Origin of the sequence: Aliivibrio kagoshimensis (assembly GCF_050337105.1) — a bacterium.
Lineage (GTDB): Bacteria > Pseudomonadota > Gammaproteobacteria > Enterobacterales > Vibrionaceae > Aliivibrio_A > Aliivibrio_A kagoshimensis.
This window is the reverse complement of sequence record NZ_JAKJSQ010000016.1, coordinates 29611-54468: the sequence shown is the minus strand read 5'-3', so window position 1 is coordinate 54468 and position 24858 is coordinate 29611. Positions and strand designations below refer to the sequence as shown.

The following is a 24858-nucleotide window of genomic DNA, read 5'->3' as shown; positions in this document are numbered from 1 at the left end:
ACTCCGTATAAAAAAATCGAGCAACTATGCTCGATTTTTTATGCGTTATTGAAAATAGCCGGTTCGGTTTAAAAGTCGATGCGATAAACCGATGTGGTTCCACTTACTTCGTTGCCCACTGCGATAAAGTGCTGCCCTTTACGTTGAAAGTAGTCGATGGATTCAGGTCCTAAATCCCCCGCTTTCGGATTATAAGTGGCATTGTCGCATTTTCCATCATCAACCTTAGTGCACACAGGCTGTTGGTAATTGCGATTATTCACATAAGTGATAAACAAACCATTAGATGGATCTGATATGTCATATACCATCACTCCACCTTGACGCTCTAACCCAATGAATGCGTAATGACGACCATTGATCAACGCCACTTCCAGCGCTTCGGGCTCGACACCTTTGTCGTCACTGCGGCTATCACTACTGTCATTGCTGTTATTACTGCTGTTGAAGTTATCTTGTTCTGTCATTTGAGCAATACGAGCAAACTGATCACCACTATCAAATACCTGCTCACCATTTTGATCCCAAATTGAGAATGAACGAGAACCAAACGCATGCACATTTTGTTCGGCAGTTAATGGTGTGTTGGATTTAATTACTTTCAAACGACCCAGTTGTTTTTTATCCTTTAGTTGCGCTGCTAAAGGGTGGTTTTTCTCTGTGTTTAGTTTCTTTCCTCGAGTCTCATCGCTATATACGACACAAAAATCTATCTTACTGTTGTAATTACTGCTGCCCTTATAGTCGTCGCCATCCCACTCATAACCAGCGGAATCACACTGAAGTTGAGTTGTTTCATAACCATACTCTCTGCCATCACCTTCATTGGCTGTCACGATAAAGGACTGACCGTTTACAGAATAGCTGGTAATGCTATCTGGCATATAAAGACCCGATAACATTGGGTATGAGTGGAAATTTCCTATCACTTTGTCTTTATTTGAAGCATCTAGCTGCGCCATTGACCACGACTTTTCACCTAAACCAAAAATGGCGTCAACGGAGGCGGACTCAACATCAATTGCGGCGAGGGCATTATTCTCTTGCAACGCCACATAGAGCTTCCCATTATCAGCAAAAGTGAGATATTCAGGCTCTAGATCTTGAGATACAGAGGCATTTGGTCCTGAGATGCGAACGGACTTTGGTAGCTCATCATGCCTTGATCCATCTTGATTAAAAGCCTCAAAACCAATTTGGTGTACGATGGCATTGAGTGGTCCGTTATGTAAATCAATCAAAGTCACACTGCCTTTTGGATCGATGGAATAGCGTGAATTGGGCTCTCCTTCATTCGCTGAGGCAATATAACGTCCATTTTTAGAGAAGCTCACCATGTCTGGCAGGGCTCCTGCAGTAAAAGTGGTGATAAGTTCGAGGTTGTCAGAGCGATACAGTGCAATTATGCCAGTTTGTTGTTTGACTTCATTCTCAATGGCCACGGCAACCAAGCCTTCATGGGTTGCTACACTGTTGGCAGCACCAATGGCAATGCCTGAATGAATAGCGGCGGATTGAAGGTCAATCTGACCGATAGGTGAAGGAACCGAATTGTCATCTAAGGTTATAATATCCACTTTCTTAGCTTGAGAATTAACCACATACAATTGATCACTGCATACATCATAACTGACAATTTCTGCTGATGAACTTTCAAAAGGAGCGTCGGCGATGGAGCGACCAACCAAGGTTAAGCCTGTCACTGTGGCGTTAGTTTCAGCTGCTTTAGATTCTGTGTTGCATTGGGCATTGAACGTAGGTGTTGTGGAATCAGACTGTGATGTACACGCGGTCATGAATAAGCTGGTGATGCTGATGGCAATAAATGATTTCGCTAACGGATGCATATATCCTCCTTAATAATTAACCCATTGAACCTAATTAAAAAACATGGCAGTAATGTTATGCTTTGATGAACTATTTATGGACAGACAATTTTTGGTGATGTTTTACAATCGGTAATGTGATTGGTTTGATGAGATCACACTGTAAGTGCTGTAATCCCTATTATTTTGCTACGTAGATTGATATGTTGGAACTCGCTCTAAAATAGTGAAGGGAAGGTAACGATGCAATCCATTTTTCATCTGGCATTTAATGTCACCGATCTGCAACAAGCACGAAATTTTTATGGTGAGCTACTCGGCTCTACAGAGGGAAGAAGTACTGATACGTGGGTAGATTTTGACTTCTATGGTCATCAACTGTCGCTACATCTTGGTAAGCCTTTAGAGAGTGCTTATACCGGCATCGTAGATGGTATAGCCGTTCCTATGCCACATTTTGGTCTGGTTTTGCCGTTCGACGTGTGGCAGAGCATTGCAGATAAGCTCACAGAAGCACAGATTGAATTTGTGCTTCCGCCAACATTGCGCTTTAAAGATAAACCAGGCGAACAATACACCATGTTTTTCTTTGACCCATTTGGAAATCCCATTGAGTTCAAAAGCTATCCAGACAGTAATGAGCTGTTTAATACTTAACTATTTAGAGACAATTTCGTTAGGTGAAGTGCAATATGGATTTAAGTAATATTAAAGCAGTGGTGTTTGATCTTGATAATACGTTAGTGACGTCCGGAATGGACTTCCAGATCTTGCGGGGGGTGATTGGCTGCCCATTAAGTGAGGATCTACTGACCTATTCTGATTCCTTACCCGATCAACACGATAGAGATCGTGCCCATCAGATCATCCTAGAGCATGAGATGAGTGATGCCATGAGATCAGAGCCGATGTCTGGCTGTTATGAATTGCTCGATTTTTTGCAGCGAGAAGATTTTTATACCGCGGTTGTAACTCGTAACTGTCGACAAGCGACGATGCTGAAATTGAACCACAATAACATCAAGTTTGAACAGGTGATAACCCGTGAAGATTTCCCCGCCAAACCCGCACCGGACTCTTTGATGGCACTGGCCAATCAATGGAGTTTACCAACTGACAGCGTGCTTTATGTGGGAGATTATCTGTATGACCTACAAGCAGCTGCTAATGCCAATATGCCGTCATGTTTAGTGACTCACGGCCACTCACCAGCATTTATGGAACAAGCTTCGCTGGTGGTGGATGAGTTGGACGAGTTACTCCTCTTGTTACGCCAGAGCAGCTCTCATTGATAGCACTATTTTCGTCAACAGCTGGGGATCTCTCCAAGCCAATATCGTAGCCAATTTGGGGTTAGGGATAAATAATACCAATAGAGTGGCAATGTTCATAAATGCAATCAATGAGATACTGTATACTGATTGATAATAGGTATGGAGTCAGTGTGTCGTAAAGTATGGATAATTTGAATACCAAAGATCAACATGTGCTTGTGGTTGAGGATGATAAACGTCTTAATCAGATGATGTGTGAGATGTTACGCAGTGAGTCATATCGAGTTAGCTCTGAACTTGATGGATTGTCAGCAATTAAAGCCATTACTGAAAGGGAACCAGATATCCTTTTATTGGACATGGGTTTACCAGGCTGTAATGGTTTAGAGGTATTACACCGTATAGAGAAACCATTCTCTGGTGTCATTATTATGATCACCGCTGAAAGTGATGAGCTTTTGGAAGTCTCAGCGCTTAACCTAGGTGTGCATGATTTTTTAACCAAACCACTGCGTCCTCATATCCTTTTAGCCAAGCTGCGATCGCTTTCTCGCCTGAAACAACAAAGCAGTCCGCAACAAAATCATCTGCTTTGTGTGCAAGATCTTCGAATTAATATCAACGATAGAGCGCTTTTCATTGGAGAACATACGGTCAATGTTACAACCGCAGAGTACGAAATTATCCATTTTTTGATGTCTCATCCCGGTGAGGTTCTGAGCCGAGAGATGATCATCAATGAGATCAGGAATATCGACTATGATGGTCTTGATCGCTCTATTGATATGCGTATTAGCTCATTGAGGAAAAAACTTAATGATAATACACCGCCTTATAAATACATTAAGACAATCAGAGCTAAAGGGTATTTGTTACCCGGTTAATCTTGATGAGAGGAACGTATGTTTAGTCATTTCTTTATTCGCGTTATTGCGATCATCATTGTTACTGCTGTGATGGCTTTAGTGTTGCTTGATGATCTGTATATTAAAGGGGTAAAAGCCGATCAGTTGACGGATTATCAACACATCGGGCAACTGATCATGAATGATGTCAATCAACGGAGTAATCCTCAACAACGCTTAGAGTACTGGCAGCATTTAACCAACCACCACCTTGAACAAAAAGCCTTATCTGAACTCCCTCTCTCTCCCGCACAACACGATGAGTTGATAAAACTGAATTACTTTGTTGATGTCAAAAGCAATTGGACAGCCGATAATATTACTCTCTACTTTACTAACCATAGCAGTGACACTGTTTTGGTGATGAACAAGAAAGCGGGCAGTCATAAAATCTGGGAGACATATCTGCAAATCTTGTTTGTGCTGATCTTTTTTATGCTAGCAGCCATTATATTTGTGTATGCCATTGGCCATAAAAGGCGAGTGAGAACCCTGACGGAGGTTTATCAAGCTTACGGTGACGGTGCGTTTGATGTACGAGCGGATGAGAATATTCCTCCACCTTATACCCCCTTTGCGAGAACATTCAATAGGATGGCGGGTCAGATCAAATCGCTGCTTCAAGAGCAAAAGAATTTAATAAATGGTGTGTCTCATGATCTAAGAACACCGATCGCCCGATTACGTTTTGCTCTGGATATGACCCGAAATTGTGACTCTGTTGAGCAGTTCAGAGAGAGGGTACAAGAGATGGATCTCGATCTCGATGAGTTGGATAATCTAGTGGAAGATTGGCTCTTTTATGCTCAGCTTAATGGCCGTTCATTACCAATAGACAAACAATCTTTTGATCTATCTAAAACCATACAAATTTGTGCGGATAAATTAACCCCTCTCTATCCAAATATTGACCTTTCCTATGAGGTGGCCCCAACGTTTATTTGTGGAGACAATAAGCTACTCACCCGTGCGATTGAAAATGTCGTAATGAATGCACTTAAGTTTGCAACAACCAAAGTGCATATTTCACTTTCAGCGTTAGATTCTCAACTTCACCTCGCCATTGAGGATGACGGGATAGGTATCGATGCAGAATCTAAATCGACGATTCTTCAGCCATTTGTTCGTTTAAATACCAGTCACAATGTGACTGGTAGCGGCCTAGGTTTAACCATCGTAAAAAGCATTATAGATAAGCATCAAGTCAAACTGATGATTAGTGACAGCTCATTGGGTGGAGCCTGCTTTACGTTTGTTTTTTAAAAGGAGTAAACGAAGCCTAAACCACTTGACCACGCATAATCATTTTCAACGATTGAGCTGTCTGCAATACCACTACCAAAACGGGTTAGATTTGCCATAGTAAAGAGTGTCCATGCTTCATTGAAATGATAGTCCAGTGATAGACCGACACCATAATTGAACGTTGCTTCGCCTTGATACGCTTTTCGATTAGCCTTGGACTCTTTAGCCTCAACGCCATAATAGTAATCGACGAGGTTGCCGTTTTGTCGATTAACAAACAGTGAAGGTGAGAGGTCGACATTCCCGTAGTCGAACGTGTACTCATAATTGAGTTGGATCTCATTGCCTTGATGCACATTACTGATATCGTGCATGATACTCATGGATAGGTGACCAAAGTAGTCGGTAAAATAGTTGAGTTGGATGCCAGCATCAATAGCATTATCTCTTTCGTTAATGCCTTTGAGTTGATCAGATAACGACTCATCGAATCCTTGTAATCTCGCTGAAGCAATGGCATCAATCCAAATATCCTCGGTGAGGAAGAAGTGATAGCTAGCTTCTAAAGGGTTGATGCTAAATTGTTCACTCTCATACTCGATAAAAGGGATAGGGTAGACTTTACCACTACTGCCCACATACTCTTGAGCCCCGATAAACGCCCCTGCGCCAACAGAGAAAACCCCCTCTGCTTGAAGTGGTGGAATAAATGCTAGCGTACCTAAAAGCGTTATCGTAGATGTTTGTTTGAACAGGTTATTCATTGTGGTTCCTTGTGTGTTATTCATACTAGTTCCTTGGTGTTATTAGTTATTCGGTTAAAAATGCGTTGATATCTCGACATATCAACAGCAATACTGGAATGAGAAAGAGCGTGATTAAGGTGGCAAACAGCAAGCCATATGCCATGGATGCGGCTGCTGGGATTAAATACTGCGCTTGTTCTGAGGTCTCATTGAGCAATGGATATAACCCAATAAAGGTGGTCACTGTGGTGAGAAAAATTGCTCTGAATCGGCTGGTGGTCGCATCAATAACAGCCTCAGTTGGTGTGCTAACTAGAGGCCGAATGTCGTTATAGCGGGTAACAATCAATAGGCTGTCATTTACGACTACTCCCGAAAGGGCTAATACGGCCAAAAAGGAGTAGATGCTAACGGCGATATCTAACCAAATATGAGCCAAGAGTGCCCCGACCATGCCAAAAGGGATGGCTGACATAATGATCAGAGGCTGGGCATAGCGCTTTAGTGGCAGAGCGAGCAAGACATAAATAATGATAAAGGCGATGATAAACGCATTACGCAACCCCTTTTTTGATTTTGAGGTCTCTTCCAGTTCGCCAGCTTTTACCAGAGTAAATTCTGGGTACTGGCTACGAATCCGGAGTTGGAAATGGGTGTGTAACTGCTGATATATCCACTCAGGAGAGGTGATATTTTTATCTATGTCTATTTCCAAATGGCGGCTTAATTTTCCGTCGTATCGAGTAAAACTGTTATTGACCAATTCTAAGGTGACATCCGCAATAGCAGTCAATGGAAAGCTCTCAAGTCGGCCATTGAAAATCACCATATTGTCAAAGTCGCTTCTGGAGTCTCTCTTCGGTCTGGGTAAGGTTAAAGTCACTTTGACCCTATGCTCGCCTCGATTAAAACGGTCGACTTCAATTCCGCCATAAGCCGCAGATAGCTGATTAGCTAACATTTGCGGTGTAATTCCATATAAATGAGCATGGGGTTTCAGTTTGAAAGAGAACTGAGGAGTCGTGCTATTCTCACTGTCTTTAATATTTCGGACGCCTGCTCGCTCTTTGAGCCACACTTTAGACTGAGCGACAATGTCATTGAGGGCATCGGCATCCGGGTGTTGTAAAATGACATGAGTGCCTGAGGACGTTCCCTCTTCCGTTATTTCGGCTTCGACACTGACGATACCTGCCAGATGAGAGAGTGGGGTGCGCCACTGTTTAGCAATCTCTTCTATGTCCACACCTTGTCGGTGATCTTTTTTAACCAGTTCTGCAAAAACGAGGATGTATCCTTGTTCATACTGAATCGATAGGGCTTTTTCAATCAGATCATTTTGATTAGTAATGGCAGGGCGAAATTTTTGATTGATATCGACTTTGAGTTGTTCAACACGAGACATCGCTTGTTGTACTAAAACGAGGGGCGCATTATCTTCAAGTTGGACCGTTAAGACGATAAAGTTACCAGGAACATCAGGGAAAAAAGTACTGCGAATTTTACCTTGGTATAGAGCACCTAACACCGCAAAACTGAGTGAAAGAAAACAGATGAACCAGGCATAGCGGTAGCGAATGACAAACTTCAATGTAGGCTGATATAGATGGATGGCAAACCACTGTAAGAGTTTTTTCGGCGAGTGGCGTAACCTTGATAGGTAGTATCGGCACTGGTGTAAACGTGTTGGTTTATGCTCACCGTTATTGTCTGAATGGAGGCGGATCGGGTTATGCGTTTTTAAGTGGCGCAGATGAGCAGGTAATATAAATTTGGACTCGATCAGAGAGAACAGTAACGCGGCTATCACCACCCAGGCAAATGACGCAAATAAGCGGCCAGTTTCTGAAGGGAATTGTGTCATTGGCACTAACGCCGCGACGGTAGTTAACACGCCAAAAATAGTGGGTATTGCGACATTGTGTACGCCATTAATGGTCGCTTGTAGCGGATCGCCCCCTTCCTCTTTGTTGGCGTAGATACTTTCTCCCACGACAACGGCATCATCAACCAGAATACCTAGTACCAGGATAAAACCGAAAGTGGTAATTTCGTTTATTGTATAGTCAAAGCCCAGCGGACTTAAGACGATGAAAGTGCCAGCAATAGCCACAGGTAGCCCCATCGCGACCCAAAATGCCAAGCGAACTTGTAAAAATAGCCCTAGCAGTAGAATCACCAAAACAAAGCCTTGGAACGCACTGTTTTGTAATAAATTCAGTCGATCTTGTACATAGGTGCTGGCGTCAAACCAAGTGATAAGCTGTAGGTTATCCGGCAGAGTTTGTCTTAGCTGTGCCACCACTTTTTTTGTCTGTTTCGCTATCTCCAATACATCGCTTTCAGCGGACATTTTGATCTCGAAACCGATGGTGGCTTGGCCGTTGAAGTGCATTGTTGAGTCATGTTCAACAAAATCATCATGGATGCTTGCGATGTCAGAGAGGTAGATCGCACCTCCACTCTCAGGAGCTTTTACCACCAGTTGTTCAAAGTCGCGCTGCTGCCTTGCGTGTTGCTCTGAATAGATCAAGAATTGGCCATTATCTGTTTTCAAAAGACCACTTTTGCTTCTTACCGATTGCTGTCGAATAGCATCTGCAATGTCGGAAAATGTCAGCTGATACTGCTTCATTTTATCCGGTTCAATATTGATGTAGATATGATAGTTAGAGGCCGAGTGCGTCTCGATTTTATGAATAGCAGGATTGGCTAATAACGACTGTTTGATTCGTTGACCCACATCCAACAGCGTCTCGTCATCAGTATCGCCATACAGTTGAACCATTAGTGCCGAATAACTTTCTTCAACTCGCTGCACTTGCGGTTTTTCCGCATTCATTGGCCAATCGTAAATATTGTCTACACGGTTTTTTATATCATTGACTAACCGATCGATGTTGTAGTCGAGCTTCTTGCTAATAGTCACACTGAGTTGATCTTGTGAAGAGGTCAGTTCGATATGCTCGATGCCCGCGACCCCTTCCAATGCCTGTTCAATTTTTTGCCCAACTTCGTTATCGACCTGCTTGGCCGTTCTGCCATCATAAGAGACAGAAATGGTTACCGTACTGACGGGGAGTTTTGGAATGATCTCTTTGCGCATGGTGTTTGCAGAGAGGTATCCCCCAATCAGTAATATCACCATGAGTAAATTGGCGGCGACAGCGTGCCGAGTAAACCATGCAATCATGTGGAAAACCTTCTATTGTTGAGTGTGGACCAATGGTTTAATCGGCATTCCTGATACTAATGATTGGAATGGATATAAGACCGCTCGTGAGGCCAAGCTCTCCGATGAAGAGAAATAGACGCTTTCGTCGATCAAGAGATAGTTATTAAGCTTGGAACGCGTAAGTCTGTCCTGGTCATTTATCCACCAAATCTCCCCTTTCAGTGTCAATGCACTGGCAGGTAGGGCCACTGTTTTCTCCCACCCTTTAATGGGAAGCTGGGCGTAGAGATTCTGGCCATAAATCGGTAGATTCTCTTGCTTGTCGTTCACCTTTAGGAAAAGACGTCGTTGCATATTGCTTGAGTGTTGGCTTACCCCTACTAAAGTTGCTCGCCACTGTGTTGAGTGTTCAAGGTCTGTGATGGCCACCTCACTGTTGATCTTTAGTGATTTGATGCGGGTGAGATCTTGATTACTGATGGGGACGACAACGGTTTTTTCTTTGGATGGCAGTAAACTAGCAATACTGGTTCCAGCTTCAATGTATTCACCTAAATTGGCTTTGATCTCTACCACTTCACCATCAACGGGTAGACGGATTTTTGTATTTATAAGATTTTTCTTGGCATTAGTGAGCATTACCTTGCTTAGCGCTACATTGGATTGCGCGAGCTTTACAATCAGCCCTTTATTCGGGTGTCTAATCATCGCTTTTTTTAGTTCTACTTCTGCATTTAATAGGCCTGTTTGAGCTTCAGAAACTGCTAATTGGTAGGGAAGTGGATCAATGGCGATTAACCACTCCCCTTTATTTAGTAGCTGTCCCCGTTGAAACGTTTTTGAAATGGCAATTATTTGGCCCGACACCTGAGTGGTGATCTCGTTCTGTTTAATAGGTTCAACAGTGCCTAACCGCTCAATACGAGGTAGGGAGTCAACAGCTTCGAGCGCAACGACCGGTGTTTCAAGCAGAGGGCTTCGAACTGGTGTTGACTCTGACCGAGTAGATGGTGCTTCTAAGGTATCTAGCACCACAACCAGTAAAAACAGGCTAAATAAAAATGCCACAAATTGTCTAAATCTGAGAGAGGTGAAGAATCTATACATCGTCTTAACCTATTGTAAGTTTAGAAAAACTTGAGCATGCTGACTGTTAAATGAGAATTTACTGTCATCAAAGCTGGGGTACTCATTAGTCTCTAAATTGACATTAGTAAGGCCAAGTCGCTCAGTGGGTATACCAAAATAGTTCATGTTCAGATCGCCGTCCGAGTTCTTATCGTGGAACACAAAGATGGCGTAATCACCGTGGGGAACATCAGAGAAAACACAAATTGCACTCTGCGTGTCCGCCGGTTGGCTGCACTCTCTATATGGAGGATTTTGTTCATCATACTGCTGTTGATTACTAAGCAGTTGTAGCTCGATGCTGCCACTGTTTTCAATAATGCCATTGATGTGCACGGTTAATAATCCTGCTGATGAATGAGGATCCGCAGCAGTAGGTAATGTGGTGATCAGTAGGCACGTTGCCAACCATTTTATTGAATTATGCATGTCATTATCCTTAATAGTGATTAAGGAGTTAGCATATTGGTTGTAACTGCTGAAGACAGTAATGGTATGTCAGGAGGGGCTTACAATCGCTTACAAAAGATCAATCACTGAGAGAGGGCCTCTCAGTGGTGAGGTAAAATGGAGTCGTTATTCGATTAAGCTTTTATCGATTTTAATCACTACTTTTTTAACAGGAGCTGGCTGATTAACCGCAATGAGTGGGCGGTGAGGCTGCTTAGTATGGAAAATAATGAAATCGCCTTCGCCCAATACTTCAAATTTCTCATCGACAAGATCTTCGCTAAAAGCGACGTCGTTTTCTGCCAATTGATCTTCTTCGATGGAGAGGAAGGTTTGTTCGCAATAACCAAACTTCTCTTCACCTTTCAATACGATTTGTACATCAATGTATCTCTGATGGATTTCAGAACGTCTCTCTTCTAATGCTTGAGTATGCTCATCAACCACAAAGAAAAAAGCCTTATCGTCAATCAGTGGGTAGGTACCATGCTGGCTATTGTTATCCAGTAACTCTTTAACCTGCTTAATACACTCAATGATTTTGGCATGCACACCAGTAAATTGTTCTAGTTGATTTAAATTACCTTTAAACACAGAAACCTCGACGATAGAGATGATAGTTACCCTGATATTACTATGGATTAATTATTAATTGTATGACGGTAAACATCATTTTATGAAATCGCTTAGATTAATACTCGAAATAACCGCACTCGTTCAGTGTATTTTATCGCCAAAATGATTTTTTGTAGCGTTTATTTGATTTGGGTTCTGTTAATAGCCATATATTGTGCGTAATATGCGCGCTCTTCTTTTATTTCTCAATTAGGTCCGTTTGATGTTTACCCCTGAGTTATTAATCAGCTATGTTACTGCAGTGTCCATTTTAGTGATCATGCCTGGCGTAGATAGCCTGTTAACCGTTACGATGACCAAAAGTATCAACTGGCGAGCGGGAGTGTTGGTCGCTATTGGTAATGGCATTTCAGGTGTAACGTTAACGGTCATTAGTGCACTGCTTATTGCCGGGTTTTTGAGCCTAAATGAAACGGTAAACATGTTGATTCAAACCTTAAGCTCACTCTACCTATTGAGAATGGGTTGGCAGATTTTTCTCACTGAACCGAGTGTGGAAGAGGGAGAGTGCAAGATACAGAACTCTAAAATCATCACTACGGCGTTGGTTTCGAATCTATCCAATCCAAAAGCCATTACCTTCTTTTTACTGTTGATACCACAGTTTGTTACGGCCACGACCTCAATCGACAAATTGCAGCAGTCGCTCACTCTTGGGTTGATATTAAATGCCATTGGCTTTATCTACTTAACCTCATTAGCACTGTTGGCCAGCAAGCTAAAAATGTCCTTCATGAAAGGGCGACATACTAATCATGTTATCGGCATTTTATTTGTCTTAATTTCACTCTATATGATGTTTTTACGTTTTAGCTAACGCATACATCAGGTGTCTGTCCCTTTACTGCTCTCAGTAGTTAATGAGTTGAAATTATGATTAAATTTTCCGCTGTTTTACCTGTATCGATTCTGTTTATCTTTAGCACGCTTTCACACGCTTCGTTGCCAATTAAGAAGTCGTCCAGTGGTATTTGCCACGATGAATCCTCTGGCTCTTATGAACGAACCCAAAAATACACCGCGTTTGATTCAATTCCCCACTGTGTAGAGTCCGGTGGGCGCTTGCCTAAAAACATGAAAGCGTCGAGTAGCCAATCAGCGAATAAATACAGTCGCTCTCAGTTTGGTTCAGGCTGGTCTGATAGTGATAAAGATTGCCAAAATTCACGTATGGAAGCGTTGATTTCGCAATCATTGGCGCCAGTACACTTTAAAACAGGTAAAGAGTGCATGGTGAAATCGGGACGCTGGAACTCTCCCTATTCAGGAAAAACGATCTATAAAGCCTCAGATATCGATATTGACCATGTCGTGCCATTAAAATGGGCTTGGGACCATGGTGCTAATCAGTGGCCAAAAGAGAAGAGGGTACAAATAGCTAATGATCCAGCAAACCTACTCAGTGTCGAAGCCTCGCTAAACCGCCAGAAAGGTGCAAAAGGGTTGGATGAGTGGTTACCGCCGAAAAATCAGTGCCAATATATTGCTCGTTTCGAGCGCATTAGGATAACGTATGGGTTGGACGTCAGTGCCTCGAAAGAGAAAGCATTTAATAAGATGAAGGATAGGTATTGTGGGTGAGGGGGCTACATTCAATAAGGTTCTTTTAATCTGGCTTTTTCCACTCTTGCAGGGTCACACCCAAACGGTCTACCCAAAAATTGATGGCATCTTTTGCATCATCAAGTGAATCAATCATAGTGGCAAAATCTTTGTTCCCGCCTTCATTATCAATGGCTGCAAATATCGGCTGATTCGTTGCAGCATCACTCGCCAATAGTCCGATAGCCGCACTACCAACATTGGTATGTGCTAGCCATTAACTCTTCAATCTTAACGCCTACTTGTTCTAAGTTGATGAGTACTTCATTATGGTCGATTGGTGTCATTACTGGCGCCTCCTTGACGGCGGCATAAAATAGGGAATTAAAGCACTTATGAATTATCAGACCTTTCAGCCACACCCAGATCTAGAGTCGTTAATCAGTTGCTACTGGACATTGGAAGTCCCTAAAACGGATGACCATCAAAGACAACGAATCATTCCAGATGGCACCATCGAAATGGCATTCATTCTTGGAGACGATATAAAAAGACATACCTCTGAAGATAGCTTCATTATGCAGCCCAGAGCCATGGTGCTGGGTCATACTATCGATCCTTTTTATATTGAGCCGACGGGGTACGTCGACACATTTTCCATCCGTTTTTACCCTTATGGTTTTGCTAATTTTGTAACTGTACCTATCAAGGCATTGGCGAATACCGAGACGCCCTTAGCTCAGTTGTTCGAGGAAAAAACGGCTAAAAAACTGGAACAAGAGATCATTCACGCAGCAGATACGAAACAAAGAATAAAGATAATCGAGTCATTTCTTCTGAATAAGCTCAATGAACAGACAACGGTTGATAATATTGTCAAAGCAACAATAGATACTCTACTCGCAACAAAGGGAAGTTCGTCGATTAGCAAAATCCTTAAAGAAGACTTATCCCAAAGAAGGCAACTTGAGAGGATGTTCGTAAAACAAATTGGCGTCAGTCCGAAACAATTAGGCAAATTGATTCGGCTTCAAAATGCCTTAAAAGCGATGCTTAACGAAGAGGAAAGCCTTACCCAGATCGCTTATCAAAATGACTACTACGATCAATCGCACTTTATCAAAGATTTCAAAGAATTTACCGGAGTCAGCCCAAAAGAGTTTCTAGGGAATGAAAACATGACTCTCTCTTCTATTTTCTATAAGTGAATTTACTCTGTCGCATTTTTACAATTCCTTTTTCCATTGACCACATATCCTTGCCTTAGCATTTCAATCAGTAGATGTGAGAGTAAAGTAAAAGTGCTATTCAGCTATGAATCAAAGTGGAGAAGGTATGAACAGTTATATTTCAATTTTTGAAATTCCAGCATTAGATATTTCAAGAGCAATCGAATTCTACCAGGCAATTCTGGGTATCAATATAGAACAAATGGAAATGCCGGGTATGGAAATGGGCATTTTTCCTTATGAAGGTCAGGCAGTTACTGGCGTTATTTTAAAAGAAGAAGGTTTCCAGCCTTCATCAAGTGGCGTCACTATATACCTAAACGGGGGAGAAAACCTTCAGGTCATTCTTGATGAAGTTGTGAATAATCGCGGTGAAATCATTATCCCTAAAACAGCTCATGTTGACGAAAGTGGATTTTTTGCCATTTTCCTTGATTCAGAAGGGAACAGAATGGGGTTACATTCCCCAAATTGATAAGGCGGAACACTGCTGGTGACTGATCATGTTGATGGGATGTTCATAGTTTCCTAAAGATGAAACACAAGTAGAAAAATGGATTCGAAAAGCGGCTGAGCAAGGTCATGTAAAAGCTCAAAAGATATTAGACAAAAATGCTAATGAGTAGGCGAAAGGTGTTTACTGGAATCTAAACACCCTAACTTTTACAATACCTGCAGAATTCATGAGCAGCTTAACTAGAAAATCGGACGACAAGCTGTGCGTCTGTTTGTATGTCCCAGTAAAAGCTGCACCGATCGAATAATTTAGTTTTTAGCTTGAAGTAACAAACAGAGCAGTATCAATACAATTCCAGCCCACCCAATCGAAGGGATAGACTCTCCCACAATCACAACTGCCAGTACGGCAGCAATAACTGGCTCAAATAAAGTGAGTAAGTTAGCACTACTTGCTGTAACAGACCTTAATCCAAATCCATAAGCTATATAGCCTACCCCCATAGGGATCAATGCCATATAGCCAATAACCATTACATTCGACGAAGAAGCAAACAGGTTATCTCCTGTAATAAAAAGTGTTGGGAGAAGCAAAATAGCACCAAGACCAAAAGTGCTGCCCATTGCGGCTTGTGATTGAACACCTCGGTCAATCATAGCCTTCACTCCCCATGAGTATGTCGCATAAGTCATACCTGCAACAAAACCAAGTAAGATACCCCAAAATCTCATATCTTGATCAATTCTGTTGATTGAGGAAGACTCAGAAGTTACCAACAACATTATTCCTGTCACGCCTACTACAAAACTAAGCAACCACTGTTTAGTTATTTTTGTGTTTTTGCTAAATAGACACTCTAACAAAACTGAAAAGAAAGGAGCGGTAGAGATAGATATAACAGTGCCTATTGCCACTCCCACCAATCTCATAGATGAATAAAAAGCTAATGGATAGGCAACTAAGGCGATAACACTGACTATTAACTCCTTCTTATGAGACATGATTTTTCCAAAATCTTTCCTGACTGACTTAAATGATAAACATGCCTGAAAAATCCCTCCGACCCCCATTGAGAACGCACCAATTGCCAAAGAACTAATATTGGGCGAAAAACTGGCTACCGTACCCGTTGTCCCCCATAAGGTAGCGGCCAAAAGTATTGATATGATACCCAATTGATAACTGGTGAAGCGATATAGCAACATAGTATTTTCTACCTAGTTTAATAGCTTTTATTAAGTAGAAAGCATAAAGGAAAATAAAGGATATTTTTGTGCTAAAAAGACGGAATAGTTGCTTGATTAGACTATTTTAATTAAGTTCGAGAAAACTCTCTTGGTGAAACTCCGAAGTGTTTTGAAAATCTTCGACTAAAAGCTGAAAGATCACTATAACCAACTCGTTCAGCAATCTGTTGAATAGGGAGGTCCGTATGAGTCAGTAATGCTTTGGCCTTCTCCATGCGCTGAAAAGTGATGTATTTATGAACGCTCATTCTTAAATTGTCTTTAAATAGTTTTTTAAACTGTGTAGGACTCAAGAAGGCGGCATTAGCTAAAACAGTGATTGTTAATGATTGCTCTAGTTGTTCTGCGATCAATGATTGTACGCCTCGGATACGTGAGTCAACGGTTCGAGACAACTCCTGTTGTTCCAGTAGCAAGAAGAAGGTCTCTACGATCGAGGTTTCTAACTTACGATTTACCTGAAATTCGAGCTGATTCTCCACAAATTGAATAAAGCTAAGTAAAGGTGGTGTCATGGAGAAAACCACAATATTGTCGTCAAGCAAGTGAAAAGGTAACTCTTCCATATCTGAGACGATAAAACGTGAAGCTTCATCCGCATTAAACCCGTGGGCAACTCCTTGAGGAATAACTATACAATCTCCAGCCGCCACTTTACCGACAAACCCGTCCATATCTATATAAATGTTACCTTGAGTGGGTAACACCAGTTGATGATAGTTCCCATGAACATGACGGTTCATGCGTTTGGTATATGTGCGGATACTTAAACTAGCTTTCATAAATCCAACAAGTGACCATAGAGAATAGTATTATAGCGGTTAAAGCTTAGCTATAAAAATCAAATGTGAAGAGGTTGCTTTAATCCATTTAAATCGAATTAAAGGATTAAAAATTTAAGGAAAGCTAGCTCACATATCCTGTCAGTCAACTACACCGTTAACACCGAAAGGAGCATTTTCCTGTTATGCCGCCAAGTAAGAAAGGTTCTGGACATATTCGGACACTACAATTATTAACAATATAAGGAATAATATCAATAAAGGTCTACCTCTAGTTAGATTTTAATCACTGATAATTGGTGTGGCATTTCTGGTTTTATTGTATCTACGGAGGTAATTCATAGCAGTGTTACACATAATATTTTAAAATTTATAAAAATTAATACAAATATTATCGCAMATCAACTTATAAAGCCAAAAATGCGCAATACTGGTTCTAAGAGATTTGGATCTATATGTTGTTGGTGACTTTATGGATGTATATACCTTAGCTGTTTATAGTACCTTATTAACAATCACAGTCGCTAGTGCTATGTTACTAACCCATAAACATATGTTCGCAGGGACAGCTTTAGGCCTTAATCATATTGGTTATGCTGCTCTGTTGTTAGGAATTAGCATTGCGCCGCTTTCATTGGGCTTTACCCAATCTTCAATATATATAGTCTTTTTTTCCAATTGCATATATACCGTTGCTTTTTGTTTTCTGCTCACAGGTATAACAATATTACGAGAAGCAAATAAATATCTTCTAGTGATATCAGTTGTTGTTACTGTCTTTACCATTGGTTTCTTTTTCTATAACACAATTATTGCTCCTTCCGTTACCTCTAGAATTGAGACGCGAAGTGTTTTAGTTGTAACTGTGTGTGTCTTAGCCATCTATGCAAACTGTTCAGGGACGAAGCTAGACAATAAAAAAGCAAGGTTTCTACTAAATCTGACATTATTCATAAACGCTTTATATATGGTGATTAGAACTTTATCTACTCTTATAGAAGGAACTATAATTGACTATCATCTGACATCAGATATTCATAAATTGTCTTTCGTTGTCACAACAATTACGGTTGTTAGCCTAGTATTTTCAGTATTCTGGATGTTAACCGATCGGCTATTGAAACAAACTTATCGTTCATCTATCACTGATGAACTAACAGGCCTTTATAATCGAAGAGGCCTAAAAGAACTCGTACCTCAGTTTATTCAAACAAGACGAGAAAACAACACATCTATACTTTTAGTCGACTTAGATCATTTCAAAACAATTAATGATACCTATGGTCATGACTATGGCGATAAAGTTATTAAACATTTTAGTCGCGTTCTTAAAGAAACATGTCGCATAAATGATCTCTGTTTTCGCTACGGTGGAGACGAATTTCTTGTCATTTTGCCGAGAACTAAGAAAGAACAAGCAATTCATATAGCGAACAGAGTCATGACCCACGCAAAGGATAGCTCTAGTGAAGAGCTATCCTTTTGTAGATATACAGCTAGTATCGGATTTACTCAAATCCAAATTAATGATGATTGGAGTTCATTAATTAACAGAGCAGATAGTGCTTTATATAAGGCTAAATCTAAAGGGCGTGATTGCATTGCGCAACGATGACTGTAGTGGCTTAATCATTTTGGCCACTATATTAGATTTCGATTGATAACAACTCGTAAGGAAAAACTTGGGTTAAAACTAGATAATAAATTCTTGCGTAACAGGTCTTGGGGCAGAACCGAGTTGAACGCTTCGGCCTGAATTTACCCTTAGGATAACTTTTGGTATCTCAAAACGTAATCATTCACCGATTTCTGCGGTGGCTGAGATGCGCGGAACTGGACATAACCTTCCACTCTCCATCAACACTATTAGATTTGTTTTATGCAGGATTTATCAGAGAGTATTCAATATTTCACTTATTCTAGTGATCAATTGAATTAGCGCCTTGCTCTTTCCATATCCAACAATGTTCTTTTGCGCTCTAGTCCCCAGCGATAACCTCCTAAAGAACCGTCACTACGCAATACTCGGTGGCAGGGGATAAGAATTCCAACTGGATTTTTGCCACAAGCGGTTCCTACAGCGCGAACCGCCTTCGGGCTATCAATATGCTCTGCAACCTCACCATAGCTCATCACATCCCCTTCTTTGATGCTTAGCAGAAATTGCCACACTTTGATTTGGAATGCCGTTCCTCTGATATCAATAGGCACATTGGGTCTGGGAGCGCCCTGACTAATATGCTGATCTAAAGCCAACATCCAGCTATCCAGCTCAGATGTATCTTGTGCCGCAGAAAGTACAAGCTGAGCCTCTGGAAACTCATCAGATAATAGGGTTAGTAAAAAATCTTTGTCATCACCAAACTGTACCGAGCATACTCCCTTATCTGTCGCAGCCATTATCATGTACCCAAGCGCCGTCTCTCGACACGCATAATGGATAGTTTCACCTTTACCGCCAGCTCTGTATGCTTTTGGCGTCATGCCTATATTTCTGGTCGCTTCACCATATACTCGACTTATTGAGCCATAACCTGACGAATAAATCGCATCAGTTACACCCTTTCCCTCTTTTAACGAACGCTTAAACTTTCGCATTCGCGCTGCATCCTGATAATGTTTGGGTGACACACCAAACATGTCTTTAAATTTGCGTTGTAACCGGGAAGGTGAAAGCCCTGAAATATTGCCTAACTGGGTTAGCGTCAGTTTGTCTTCGGCATGAGTTTCTATATAGCGAGCCACATCGATTAGCTGATGTGTACGCTCATCCTGTCCTGCTGGATTGCAACGCTTACAGGGACGAAACCCTGCTTGAATTGCGGATTCAATATCAAAAAAGAATCTCAAGTTTTCTGGGTTTGCCGCTTTGGTTGAACAGGAAGGCGAACAGAATACGCCAGTGGTGATGACGCCATAGTAAAACTGTCCATCAAAAGACCCATCTCTCTGCGATATCACATTTTTCATTTCATTTTCAGATAACTTTGACATAGCTACGCTCACTGTTTAGCAGGATTCATCAATATCTCATCACAGAAAGCTTGATGATACCATCCGATTCTTGCGGGTTAATTCACGGCTGTTTATTAACCCTTCAATTTGAATGTAGCGCAATTTTCGGATGTTTTAAGGTTGTCGTCATAGCTAATATGAACTTAAAGACGAATAACACGGATTATAACGACCATGACATCTAGCATTAATCACTCTATGAACTCAAAAGTATGGGCTATGCTCATTTTGCTATCCATCTTATGGGGTGGATCTTTCTTCTTTGTAGGCGTAGTGATCAATGACCTTCCTCCATTAACCATAGTGACACTTAGAGTTGGTATTGCAGCGTTTACTCTATGGGGAATAGCCATGATACTTGGGTTACGCCCGCCAAAAAGTCTAAAAATCTGGAAGGAATTCTTAGGGATGGGATTGCTAAACAACGTGATCCCTTTTGCTCTGATTGTATGGGGACAAACTCAGATTGCATCAAGTCTGGCCTCTATTCTGAACGCTGCAACGCCGATATTTACCGTAGTTGTGGCAAGTGTTTTTCTGCCTGATGAACGACCGACTCCGTTAAAACTGTTCGGTGTTGCTATCGGTTTCGTCGGTGTAGTCGTAATGATTGGGGTACCAGCTTTAGGTGGCGAAGGCAGCTTGTTAGCACAGCTTGCTATTGTTGCCGCTACAGTATCTTATGCATTTGCAGGCGTATACGGACGCAGATTCAAATCACTAGGCATTAATTCTGTTGTTACCGCAGCAGGACAGGTCACCACCTCAACACTTATATTGCTTCCTATCACGCTATTTGTAGATGGTGCTGTCGATACGAACAAAACAAACATGAGCACATGGATAGCGATTGTAGGGCTTGCCGTTGCTTCCACGGCGATAGCTTATGTTCTCTATTTCAAAATCCTTGAATTGGCAGGCGCGACAAACGTGTTGCTGGTAACACTGCTTGTACCAGCCTCTGCGACTCTGCTTGGCTCATTATTCCTGAACGAATCGCTGGAAGTTATTCATATCTTGGGAATGGCGTTAATAGTCTCCGGGTTATCCGCTATTGATGGGCGCCTGTGGCACCGACTGAAATCAGCCTTTGCTTAACTAATGACACGTTACAAAGAGGATAATTATGAAAAACAAGACATTATACCTAGGAATGCAACACCTTATTCAAGTAGACCCAGATATGAAAGAAGCTTTTATTGAACTGGGTATGCCAGAAGCTCGGATGCGTTCTAGTGGTTTTGAGGCTTTCTTATTTACGATTATCAGTCAGCAGCTATCTACAAAAGTAGCGACGGTAATTATGGAACGTGTCCTTTGCTTAATGGAAGGAGCTACCCCCGAGCAATTCATGAAGATTTCAGGTCAAAGCCTGCGTGAAGCTGGCTTATCTTTTAGAAAGATTGAGTATACCCAAGGCTTAGCTAGAGCTGCTCTCGATGGTACCTTTGATATTGATGTTCTGAAAAGGCTCGGAGATGAAGAGGCCATAAAAGCAATCACTAATCTCAGAGGACTTGGTCGCTGGAGTGCTGAAATATACCTTATTTTTTCATTAGGACGGATGGATGTATTTCCTTCTGATGACTTGGGGTTACTAGTCGGATTACAGCTATTGAAAGGGCTTAATAGCAGGCCAACACCAAAGCAAGCGTGTGAAATGGTTGAGCATTGGGCTCCTTCGAGAAGCATCGGAGCAATATTTTTATGGCATTATTATCACCATTGTATCTCTATTCAGGAGTAAATCATGACATTACCAATTTACATAAATATGCACGTTATAAATCTAAGGTGAAAGCGCGATTTTGCTAACTTTTGGGAGATTCCGAGCGCGGCCCCTTAACCGTCAGCCATGAGAAAAACTACTGTGATTTCAGTGGCATGATCCGCCACTGAGTAATTGCGTCAACTCACAATGGGGCAGAAGTAAGATAGAAAAATAACCCCTAGCTCGTTATTGGACAAGAGCGCTGGTACGATAATCAACGCGCTAGATAGGTTAATACGTATCTGTTTTACGCAAGCTTTTTCGCCAATAGGGTCGCAAACTGTAGTTTTGCACCATTGTGCATCGTACCAACATTCTCATTGTACTTAATGAGTTCCCAATCGTTATAAGCATCACGCAATTGTCCAGCTTGTAGCGTAAAGGGGAAGGGAGCTGGGCATGGGTGCTCTTCTGTGTTCATAGCACAAACAATCAAGTTATAACCACCGGGCAGAGTACATTCCTGCATATCGGCAATGATCTCATCTACACGAGCAGGGTTGGTAAACATTAAGGTGACAGTGCAGGAGATAAAGCCATAATTTTTACCAAGGTTAGCACTGTTAATATCGTACACATGAGGCTTAATGTTCTTGATGGCCTCTTCATTAACAATGCTTTGTAGCGTATCAATTGCACTGGGGTTATTATCGATGGCGGTAACGTTAAATCCTAGCTGACTGAGATATACGGCATTGCGTCCATTCGAGCATCCCATATCTAACGTTTCGCACGGTTCAATGATTTTACACGCTTCTACCACTTCACTGTGCGCCGGGTTTAAGCCGTAACGGCTATTTAGATCAACGTTCATGGTAACCACTTAATTCTTTGAAATGAGGCGATTATCTTACTATTAATTGATTTTACTTAATCAATTAATAAAGACAGAGTTCACATTTTGAACCAATAAGCGTTACCCCTTCCTCAAGAATGCTAGTCAAGCTATTCGCCATCGATAACTCGATCTTAATCAATCCAATAAAAGTGTCGAGAGTATTAGACGCCCATGTGGTCGTTAACATACTGTCATGTCTATTGGATTTCCTGAATACTGCAATCATAAAGAGGATATATTTTTGTGAATTCAAGTAATGGTAACAAGGTAAGTTTCATTGCCTCTTTGGCGATGTGTCGCTGTTCATGATCTCCTCTATTATATTTAGCCATGTGCAGTAAAGAGCGATGCGGAATGAGCAGACATTGCTTTGCCAATTCAATTTTCCCCTCCTGAAGGTAAACACCTGAGAGTGCCTGGTAGCCCGTTATCCAGTCTCTTAATGAATCAACACATTTGGGGTTTCTGTTTAATTCTTCTTCTAAAGTGTAGATAACGTCTTTACACATTTGTACTGGGTCTGCTGAGTAATCTGGCTGTAATGATGTTAATCCAATTGATGTAATCGTGTGAATATTATTCATAGAATCCTCCTGTAATAAGATTCATTATCATTAGCAAGAGGGTGTGTTGTAAAGAGATACCTTGGTAAAACGTGGAATAACTGCCTAAAACATAACCTAAATCAAATTATCTGATATAGAAAAAACCTCAGAATAATACGAGTTCTTACTTTTTATGCTTAGTACTGTTGCAAATGATTACCGTTATCATTTAATATGTGTTTTTTGTTTATGCTAATGGGCTATGACACTTAACATACATAATGTGAGCTTTGCCTATCAAGCTCATCAGACGATCCTTAACAATGTCTCTCTCACGTTTCACCCAGGAATATTTTACGTAATTATTGGGAAGAATGGCTGTGGTAAAAGTACACTATTCAACTTAATCATGCGGCATTTACCGCTAGATAGTGGAGAGATTACGGTTAATGGTAAAAATTTGATGCAATGTTCCTATCAAGAACAAGCACGTACAATTTCGGTTTTATCACAATCGATGCCATTACCGGAATATATGACGGTAGCAGATATGGTTATGCAAGGGAGGTATTGTTATCAAAGCTTCCTTTCTCGTTATAGCAAACAAGATCAGGTTATTACTGATCGTGCCATGCAACAGATGGAAATAACGGATCTGTCTAATAAACGTTTGTCTGCTCTCTCTGGGGGGCAACAACAACGAGCTAGAATGGCGATGTTATTAGCTCAACAAACAGAAATCGTATTACTTGATGAACCAACCAGTCATTTAGATTTAAAGCACCAATATTTATTACTGGATATGGGAAGAGATCTGGCTCGTCAAGGAAAAACGGTTATTGCCATTTTACATGATATGACCCAAGCGGCTTTATATGCGGATGAGGTGATTGTGCTTTCTGAGCAAGGTGTATATGCACAGGGGGACGCACAGTCAGTGATCACGGATAAAATGATGGAGCAGGTTTTCGAAATCTCGACCTTAAGAGTGGGTAGTAAGAAGGTGGGCGTTCATGTACCAACACACCTCATTACCTAACGTTTACAGGTTACTTATTGCGTTCTTGACCGTCTTTGTTATCTCGTTGATTGGGCTAACGCACATCAGTATTGGCGCAAAATCGCTCTCTTGGTTAGATATTTATCAAGCAACCACTCATTTTGATAATCAGAATTTTACACATCACATCATCTTGAAGCAGAGGTTCCCACGCTTTGTGGTTGCGATGTGTTGTGGAGCAATGCTAGGTCTCTCAGGGTTTAAAGCGCAAAAACTGCTACAGAACCCATTGGTTTCTTCTTCGACATTAGGGGTGAGTAGTGGGGCGGTATTCTTTAGTCTCTGTGCTATTTATTTCTTTAATATTGCAGAAGAGAATATTTTCATTCCCGCTTTTATCGGGGCTTGTGTCGCAGGTGTGTTTACCCTTGCTATGAGTCAGGTGATGAACCGTTCTAGTATCTCCAAAAGCTTACACATTGTACTGGCAGGCAGCTTGGTTTCTATGTTGTTTTCATCATTAAGTACCTTTTTAATGCAGCTGGACCCACTGCGGTTTACCGATATTCAAGATTGGTTACTCGGCGATATTAGTCCTTCTGATTTTGACGATTTACTCCGTATTCTTCCTATCGCTTTATTTGCAGTGGTGGTACTGCTTGGCCAGGGGCGCTCACTGGATGTGTTAATTATGGGCGAAAAACAAGCTCGTAGCGCGGGGGTCAACGTTAGGTTCACTAAAGTGATGACCTTAACGTGCATTTTTTTATTAGCGTCACTGGTCGTGTCAACGATTGGCCCCATTGGTTTCATTGGTTTAGTTGTCCCGCATATTAGTAAAATATTTGTCACTGAAGTGGGGGCGAAGGGGGCATGGTTATCTATGTTGATAGGTGGGATATTACTGACTCTAGCTGATTTAATTTCACGGACATTGATTGCACCAAAGGTTCTACTTGTTGGCGGTGTCAGTGCCAGTATTGGTAGTATCTGCTTTTTGTTTTTGTTGTATTTCTTGATCAGAAAAAAGCTAACTGTATGAACAAT

At 41.4% G+C, this 24858-nt stretch carries 24 protein-coding genes and 1 pseudogene; 13 read left to right on the top strand and 12 right to left on the bottom strand.

The window, feature by feature from the left end; translation table 11 throughout:
- Nucleotides 1–68: 68 nt before the first annotated feature.
- Complete coding sequence (locus L4C32_RS07805) at nucleotides 69–1847, bottom strand: choice-of-anchor I family protein (RefSeq protein WP_428196305.1); 1779 nt, start codon at nucleotides 1845–1847, stop codon at nucleotides 69–71.
- Between the two features lie 222 nt (nucleotides 1848–2069).
- Here L4C32_RS07805 and L4C32_RS07800 point away from each other — a divergent pair, with 222 nt between their 5' ends.
- The 4 genes from L4C32_RS07800 to L4C32_RS07785 all read left to right on the top strand — a co-directional run bounded on the left by L4C32_RS07800 (nucleotide 2070) and on the right by L4C32_RS07785 (nucleotide 5268).
- On the top strand, nucleotides 2070–2483 hold the full coding sequence (locus tag L4C32_RS07800) for a VOC family protein (protein WP_428196304.1): 414 nt from the start codon (nucleotides 2070–2072) through the stop codon (nucleotides 2481–2483).
- Between the two features lie 35 nt (nucleotides 2484–2518).
- On the top strand, nucleotides 2519–3118 hold the full coding sequence (locus tag L4C32_RS07795) for an HAD family hydrolase (protein ID WP_428196303.1): 600 nt from the start codon (nucleotides 2519–2521) through the stop codon (nucleotides 3116–3118).
- 164 nt (nucleotides 3119–3282) lie between these two features.
- The gene (locus L4C32_RS07790; RefSeq protein WP_428196302.1) at nucleotides 3283–3984 is read left to right on the top strand and encodes a response regulator transcription factor; all 702 of its coding nucleotides are present in this window, start codon (nucleotides 3283–3285) and stop codon (nucleotides 3982–3984) included.
- Between the two features lie 18 nt (nucleotides 3985–4002).
- Nucleotides 4003–5268 carry an ATP-binding protein gene (locus tag L4C32_RS07785; RefSeq protein WP_428196301.1) on the top strand — a complete coding sequence of 422 codons (1266 nt, stop codon included), beginning with the start codon at nucleotides 4003–4005 and terminating at the stop codon, nucleotides 5266–5268.
- On the opposite strand, the gene L4C32_RS07780 is transcribed toward L4C32_RS07785, so the two are convergent.
- The 5 genes from L4C32_RS07780 to L4C32_RS07760 all read right to left on the bottom strand — a co-directional run bounded on the left by L4C32_RS07780 (nucleotide 5265) and on the right by L4C32_RS07760 (nucleotide 11343).
- Complete coding sequence (locus tag L4C32_RS07780; RefSeq protein WP_428196300.1) at nucleotides 5265–6038, bottom strand: MipA/OmpV family protein; 774 nt, start codon at nucleotides 6036–6038, stop codon at nucleotides 5265–5267. The genes L4C32_RS07785 and L4C32_RS07780 overlap by 4 nt on opposite strands.
- 22 nt (nucleotides 6039–6060) lie before the next feature.
- Complete coding sequence (locus L4C32_RS07775; protein WP_428196299.1) at nucleotides 6061–9189, bottom strand: efflux RND transporter permease subunit; 3129 nt, start codon at nucleotides 9187–9189, stop codon at nucleotides 6061–6063.
- 12 nt (nucleotides 9190–9201) lie between these two features.
- On the bottom strand, nucleotides 9202–10239 hold the full coding sequence (locus tag L4C32_RS07770) for an efflux RND transporter periplasmic adaptor subunit (protein WP_428196298.1): 1038 nt from the start codon (nucleotides 10237–10239) through the stop codon (nucleotides 9202–9204).
- 48 nt (nucleotides 10240–10287) lie between these two features.
- Nucleotides 10288–10728, bottom strand: a complete 441-nt coding sequence (locus L4C32_RS07765; protein ID WP_428196297.1) for a DUF2141 domain-containing protein — start codon at nucleotides 10726–10728, stop codon at nucleotides 10288–10290.
- 147 nt (nucleotides 10729–10875) lie between these two features.
- The gene (locus tag L4C32_RS07760) at nucleotides 10876–11343 is read right to left on the bottom strand and encodes a NanQ anomerase/TabA/YiaL family protein (protein ID WP_428196296.1); all 468 of its coding nucleotides are present in this window, start codon (nucleotides 11341–11343) and stop codon (nucleotides 10876–10878) included.
- A 244-nt stretch (nucleotides 11344–11587) separates the two neighbouring features.
- On the opposite strand from L4C32_RS07760, the gene L4C32_RS07755 reads away from it, so the two are divergent.
- Together L4C32_RS07755 and L4C32_RS07750 are read left to right on the top strand one after the other, a co-directional pair.
- Nucleotides 11588–12202, top strand: a complete 615-nt coding sequence (locus L4C32_RS07755) for a LysE family translocator (protein ID WP_428196295.1) — start codon at nucleotides 11588–11590, stop codon at nucleotides 12200–12202.
- Between the two features lie 56 nt (nucleotides 12203–12258).
- Nucleotides 12259–12966 (top strand): HNH endonuclease family protein, encoded by a 708-nt coding sequence (locus tag L4C32_RS07750; protein ID WP_428196294.1) that lies wholly within the window; start codon nucleotides 12259–12261, stop codon nucleotides 12964–12966.
- A 25-nt stretch (nucleotides 12967–12991) separates the two neighbouring features.
- Here L4C32_RS07750 and L4C32_RS07745 read toward each other — a convergent pair.
- Nucleotides 12992–13195: pseudogene (locus tag L4C32_RS07745) on the bottom strand (DUF3313 domain-containing protein); the annotation flags it as partial.
- Between the two features lie 127 nt (nucleotides 13196–13322).
- On the opposite strand from L4C32_RS07745, the gene L4C32_RS07740 reads away from it, so the two are divergent.
- Nucleotides 13323–14135, top strand: a complete 813-nt coding sequence (locus L4C32_RS07740; protein ID WP_428196293.1) for a DUF6597 domain-containing transcriptional factor — start codon at nucleotides 13323–13325, stop codon at nucleotides 14133–14135.
- 127 nt (nucleotides 14136–14262) lie between these two features.
- Entirely contained in the window at nucleotides 14263–14631 is a 369-nt protein-coding gene (locus L4C32_RS07735; protein ID WP_428196292.1) for a VOC family protein, read from the top strand.
- Nucleotides 14632–14921: 290 nt separating this feature from the next.
- Here the strand turns inward: L4C32_RS07735 and L4C32_RS07730 are convergent, their stop codons facing one another.
- Nucleotides 14922–15818, bottom strand: coding sequence for a DMT family transporter (locus tag L4C32_RS07730; protein WP_428196291.1), 897 nt, complete (start codon nucleotides 15816–15818; stop codon nucleotides 14922–14924).
- Between the two features lie 110 nt (nucleotides 15819–15928).
- Nucleotides 15929–16642, bottom strand: a complete 714-nt coding sequence (locus tag L4C32_RS07725) for a helix-turn-helix domain-containing protein (RefSeq protein WP_428196290.1) — start codon at nucleotides 16640–16642, stop codon at nucleotides 15929–15931.
- 472 nt (nucleotides 16643–17114) lie between these two features.
- Between L4C32_RS07725 and L4C32_RS07720 the strand changes: the two genes are divergently transcribed.
- Nucleotides 17115–18257 (top strand): GGDEF domain-containing protein, encoded by a 1143-nt coding sequence (locus tag L4C32_RS07720; protein WP_428196289.1) that lies wholly within the window; start codon nucleotides 17115–17117, stop codon nucleotides 18255–18257.
- A gap of 320 nt (nucleotides 18258–18577) precedes the next feature.
- On the opposite strand, the gene L4C32_RS07715 is transcribed toward L4C32_RS07720, so the two are convergent.
- Nucleotides 18578–19636: a bifunctional transcriptional activator/DNA repair enzyme AdaA gene (locus L4C32_RS07715; protein ID WP_428196288.1), complete on the bottom strand. Its 1059-nt coding sequence runs from the start codon at nucleotides 19634–19636 to the stop codon at nucleotides 18578–18580.
- A gap of 195 nt (nucleotides 19637–19831) precedes the next feature.
- Between L4C32_RS07715 and L4C32_RS07710 the strand changes: the two genes are divergently transcribed.
- Both L4C32_RS07710 and L4C32_RS07705 read left to right on the top strand, forming a co-directional pair.
- Entirely contained in the window at nucleotides 19832–20755 is a 924-nt protein-coding gene (locus L4C32_RS07710; protein ID WP_428196287.1) for a DMT family transporter, read from the top strand.
- Between the two features lie 28 nt (nucleotides 20756–20783).
- A complete protein-coding gene (locus L4C32_RS07705; RefSeq protein ID WP_428196286.1) occupies nucleotides 20784–21404 on the top strand; it encodes a DNA-3-methyladenine glycosylase family protein in 621 nt (206 codons plus the stop codon).
- 271 nt (nucleotides 21405–21675) lie between these two features.
- Here L4C32_RS07705 and tehB read toward each other — a convergent pair whose 3' ends face one another.
- Nucleotides 21676–22242 (bottom strand): tellurite resistance methyltransferase TehB, encoded by a 567-nt coding sequence (gene tehB, locus L4C32_RS07700; protein WP_428196285.1) that lies wholly within the window; start codon nucleotides 22240–22242, stop codon nucleotides 21676–21678.
- 221 nt (nucleotides 22243–22463) lie between these two features.
- On the bottom strand, nucleotides 22464–22850 hold the full coding sequence (locus tag L4C32_RS07695) for a hypothetical protein (protein WP_428196284.1): 387 nt from the start codon (nucleotides 22848–22850) through the stop codon (nucleotides 22464–22466).
- 223 nt (nucleotides 22851–23073) lie between these two features.
- Between L4C32_RS07695 and L4C32_RS07690 the strand changes: the two genes are divergently transcribed.
- On the top strand, nucleotides 23074–23850 hold the full coding sequence (locus L4C32_RS07690) for an ABC transporter ATP-binding protein (protein WP_428196283.1): 777 nt from the start codon (nucleotides 23074–23076) through the stop codon (nucleotides 23848–23850).
- Nucleotides 23825–24853, top strand: coding sequence for a FecCD family ABC transporter permease (locus L4C32_RS07685; RefSeq protein ID WP_428196282.1), 1029 nt, complete (start codon nucleotides 23825–23827; stop codon nucleotides 24851–24853). Before L4C32_RS07690 ends, L4C32_RS07685 begins: the two co-directional genes overlap by 26 nt.
- Nucleotides 24854–24858: the final 5 nt, after the last annotated feature.

What these genes read in the sequence shown, in the direction of transcription:
- L4C32_RS07805 (WP_428196305.1), bottom strand. Translation starts at nt 1,847, where the DNA reads ATGCATCCGTTAGCGAAATCATTTATTGCCATCAGCATCACCAGCTTA.
- L4C32_RS07800 (WP_428196304.1), top strand. Translation starts at nt 2,070, where the DNA reads ATGCAATCCATTTTTCATCTGGCATTTAATGTCACCGATCTGCAACAA.
- L4C32_RS07795 (WP_428196303.1), top strand. Translation starts at nt 2,519, where the DNA reads ATGGATTTAAGTAATATTAAAGCAGTGGTGTTTGATCTTGATAATACG.
- L4C32_RS07790 (WP_428196302.1), top strand. Translation starts at nt 3,283, where the DNA reads ATGGATAATTTGAATACCAAAGATCAACATGTGCTTGTGGTTGAGGAT.
- L4C32_RS07785 (WP_428196301.1), top strand. Translation starts at nt 4,003, where the DNA reads ATGTTTAGTCATTTCTTTATTCGCGTTATTGCGATCATCATTGTTACT.
- L4C32_RS07780 (WP_428196300.1), bottom strand. Translation starts at nt 6,038, where the DNA reads ATGAATAACACACAAGGAACCACAATGAATAACCTGTTCAAACAAACA.
- L4C32_RS07775 (WP_428196299.1), bottom strand. Translation starts at nt 9,189, where the DNA reads ATGATTGCATGGTTTACTCGGCACGCTGTCGCCGCCAATTTACTCATG.
- L4C32_RS07765 (WP_428196297.1), bottom strand. Translation starts at nt 10,728, where the DNA reads ATGCATAATTCAATAAAATGGTTGGCAACGTGCCTACTGATCACCACA.
- L4C32_RS07755 (WP_428196295.1), top strand. Translation starts at nt 11,588, where the DNA reads ATGTTTACCCCTGAGTTATTAATCAGCTATGTTACTGCAGTGTCCATT.
- L4C32_RS07750 (WP_428196294.1), top strand. Translation starts at nt 12,259, where the DNA reads ATGATTAAATTTTCCGCTGTTTTACCTGTATCGATTCTGTTTATCTTT.
- L4C32_RS07740 (WP_428196293.1), top strand. Translation starts at nt 13,323, where the DNA reads ATGAATTATCAGACCTTTCAGCCACACCCAGATCTAGAGTCGTTAATC.
- L4C32_RS07735 (WP_428196292.1), top strand. Translation starts at nt 14,263, where the DNA reads ATGAACAGTTATATTTCAATTTTTGAAATTCCAGCATTAGATATTTCA.
- L4C32_RS07730 (WP_428196291.1), bottom strand. Translation starts at nt 15,818, where the DNA reads ATGTTGCTATATCGCTTCACCAGTTATCAATTGGGTATCATATCAATA.
- L4C32_RS07725 (WP_428196290.1), bottom strand. Translation starts at nt 16,642, where the DNA reads ATGAAAGCTAGTTTAAGTATCCGCACATATACCAAACGCATGAACCGT.
- L4C32_RS07720 (WP_428196289.1), top strand. Translation starts at nt 17,115, where the DNA reads ATGGATGTATATACCTTAGCTGTTTATAGTACCTTATTAACAATCACA.
- L4C32_RS07715 (WP_428196288.1), bottom strand. Translation starts at nt 19,636, where the DNA reads ATGTCAAAGTTATCTGAAAATGAAATGAAAAATGTGATATCGCAGAGA.
- L4C32_RS07710 (WP_428196287.1), top strand. Translation starts at nt 19,832, where the DNA reads ATGACATCTAGCATTAATCACTCTATGAACTCAAAAGTATGGGCTATG.
- L4C32_RS07705 (WP_428196286.1), top strand. Translation starts at nt 20,784, where the DNA reads ATGAAAAACAAGACATTATACCTAGGAATGCAACACCTTATTCAAGTA.
- tehB (WP_428196285.1), bottom strand. Translation starts at nt 22,242, where the DNA reads ATGAACGTTGATCTAAATAGCCGTTACGGCTTAAACCCGGCGCACAGT.
- L4C32_RS07695 (WP_428196284.1), bottom strand. Translation starts at nt 22,850, where the DNA reads ATGAATAATATTCACACGATTACATCAATTGGATTAACATCATTACAG.
- L4C32_RS07690 (WP_428196283.1), top strand. Translation starts at nt 23,074, where the DNA reads ATGACACTTAACATACATAATGTGAGCTTTGCCTATCAAGCTCATCAG.
- L4C32_RS07685 (WP_428196282.1), top strand. Translation starts at nt 23,825, where the DNA reads ATGTACCAACACACCTCATTACCTAACGTTTACAGGTTACTTATTGCG.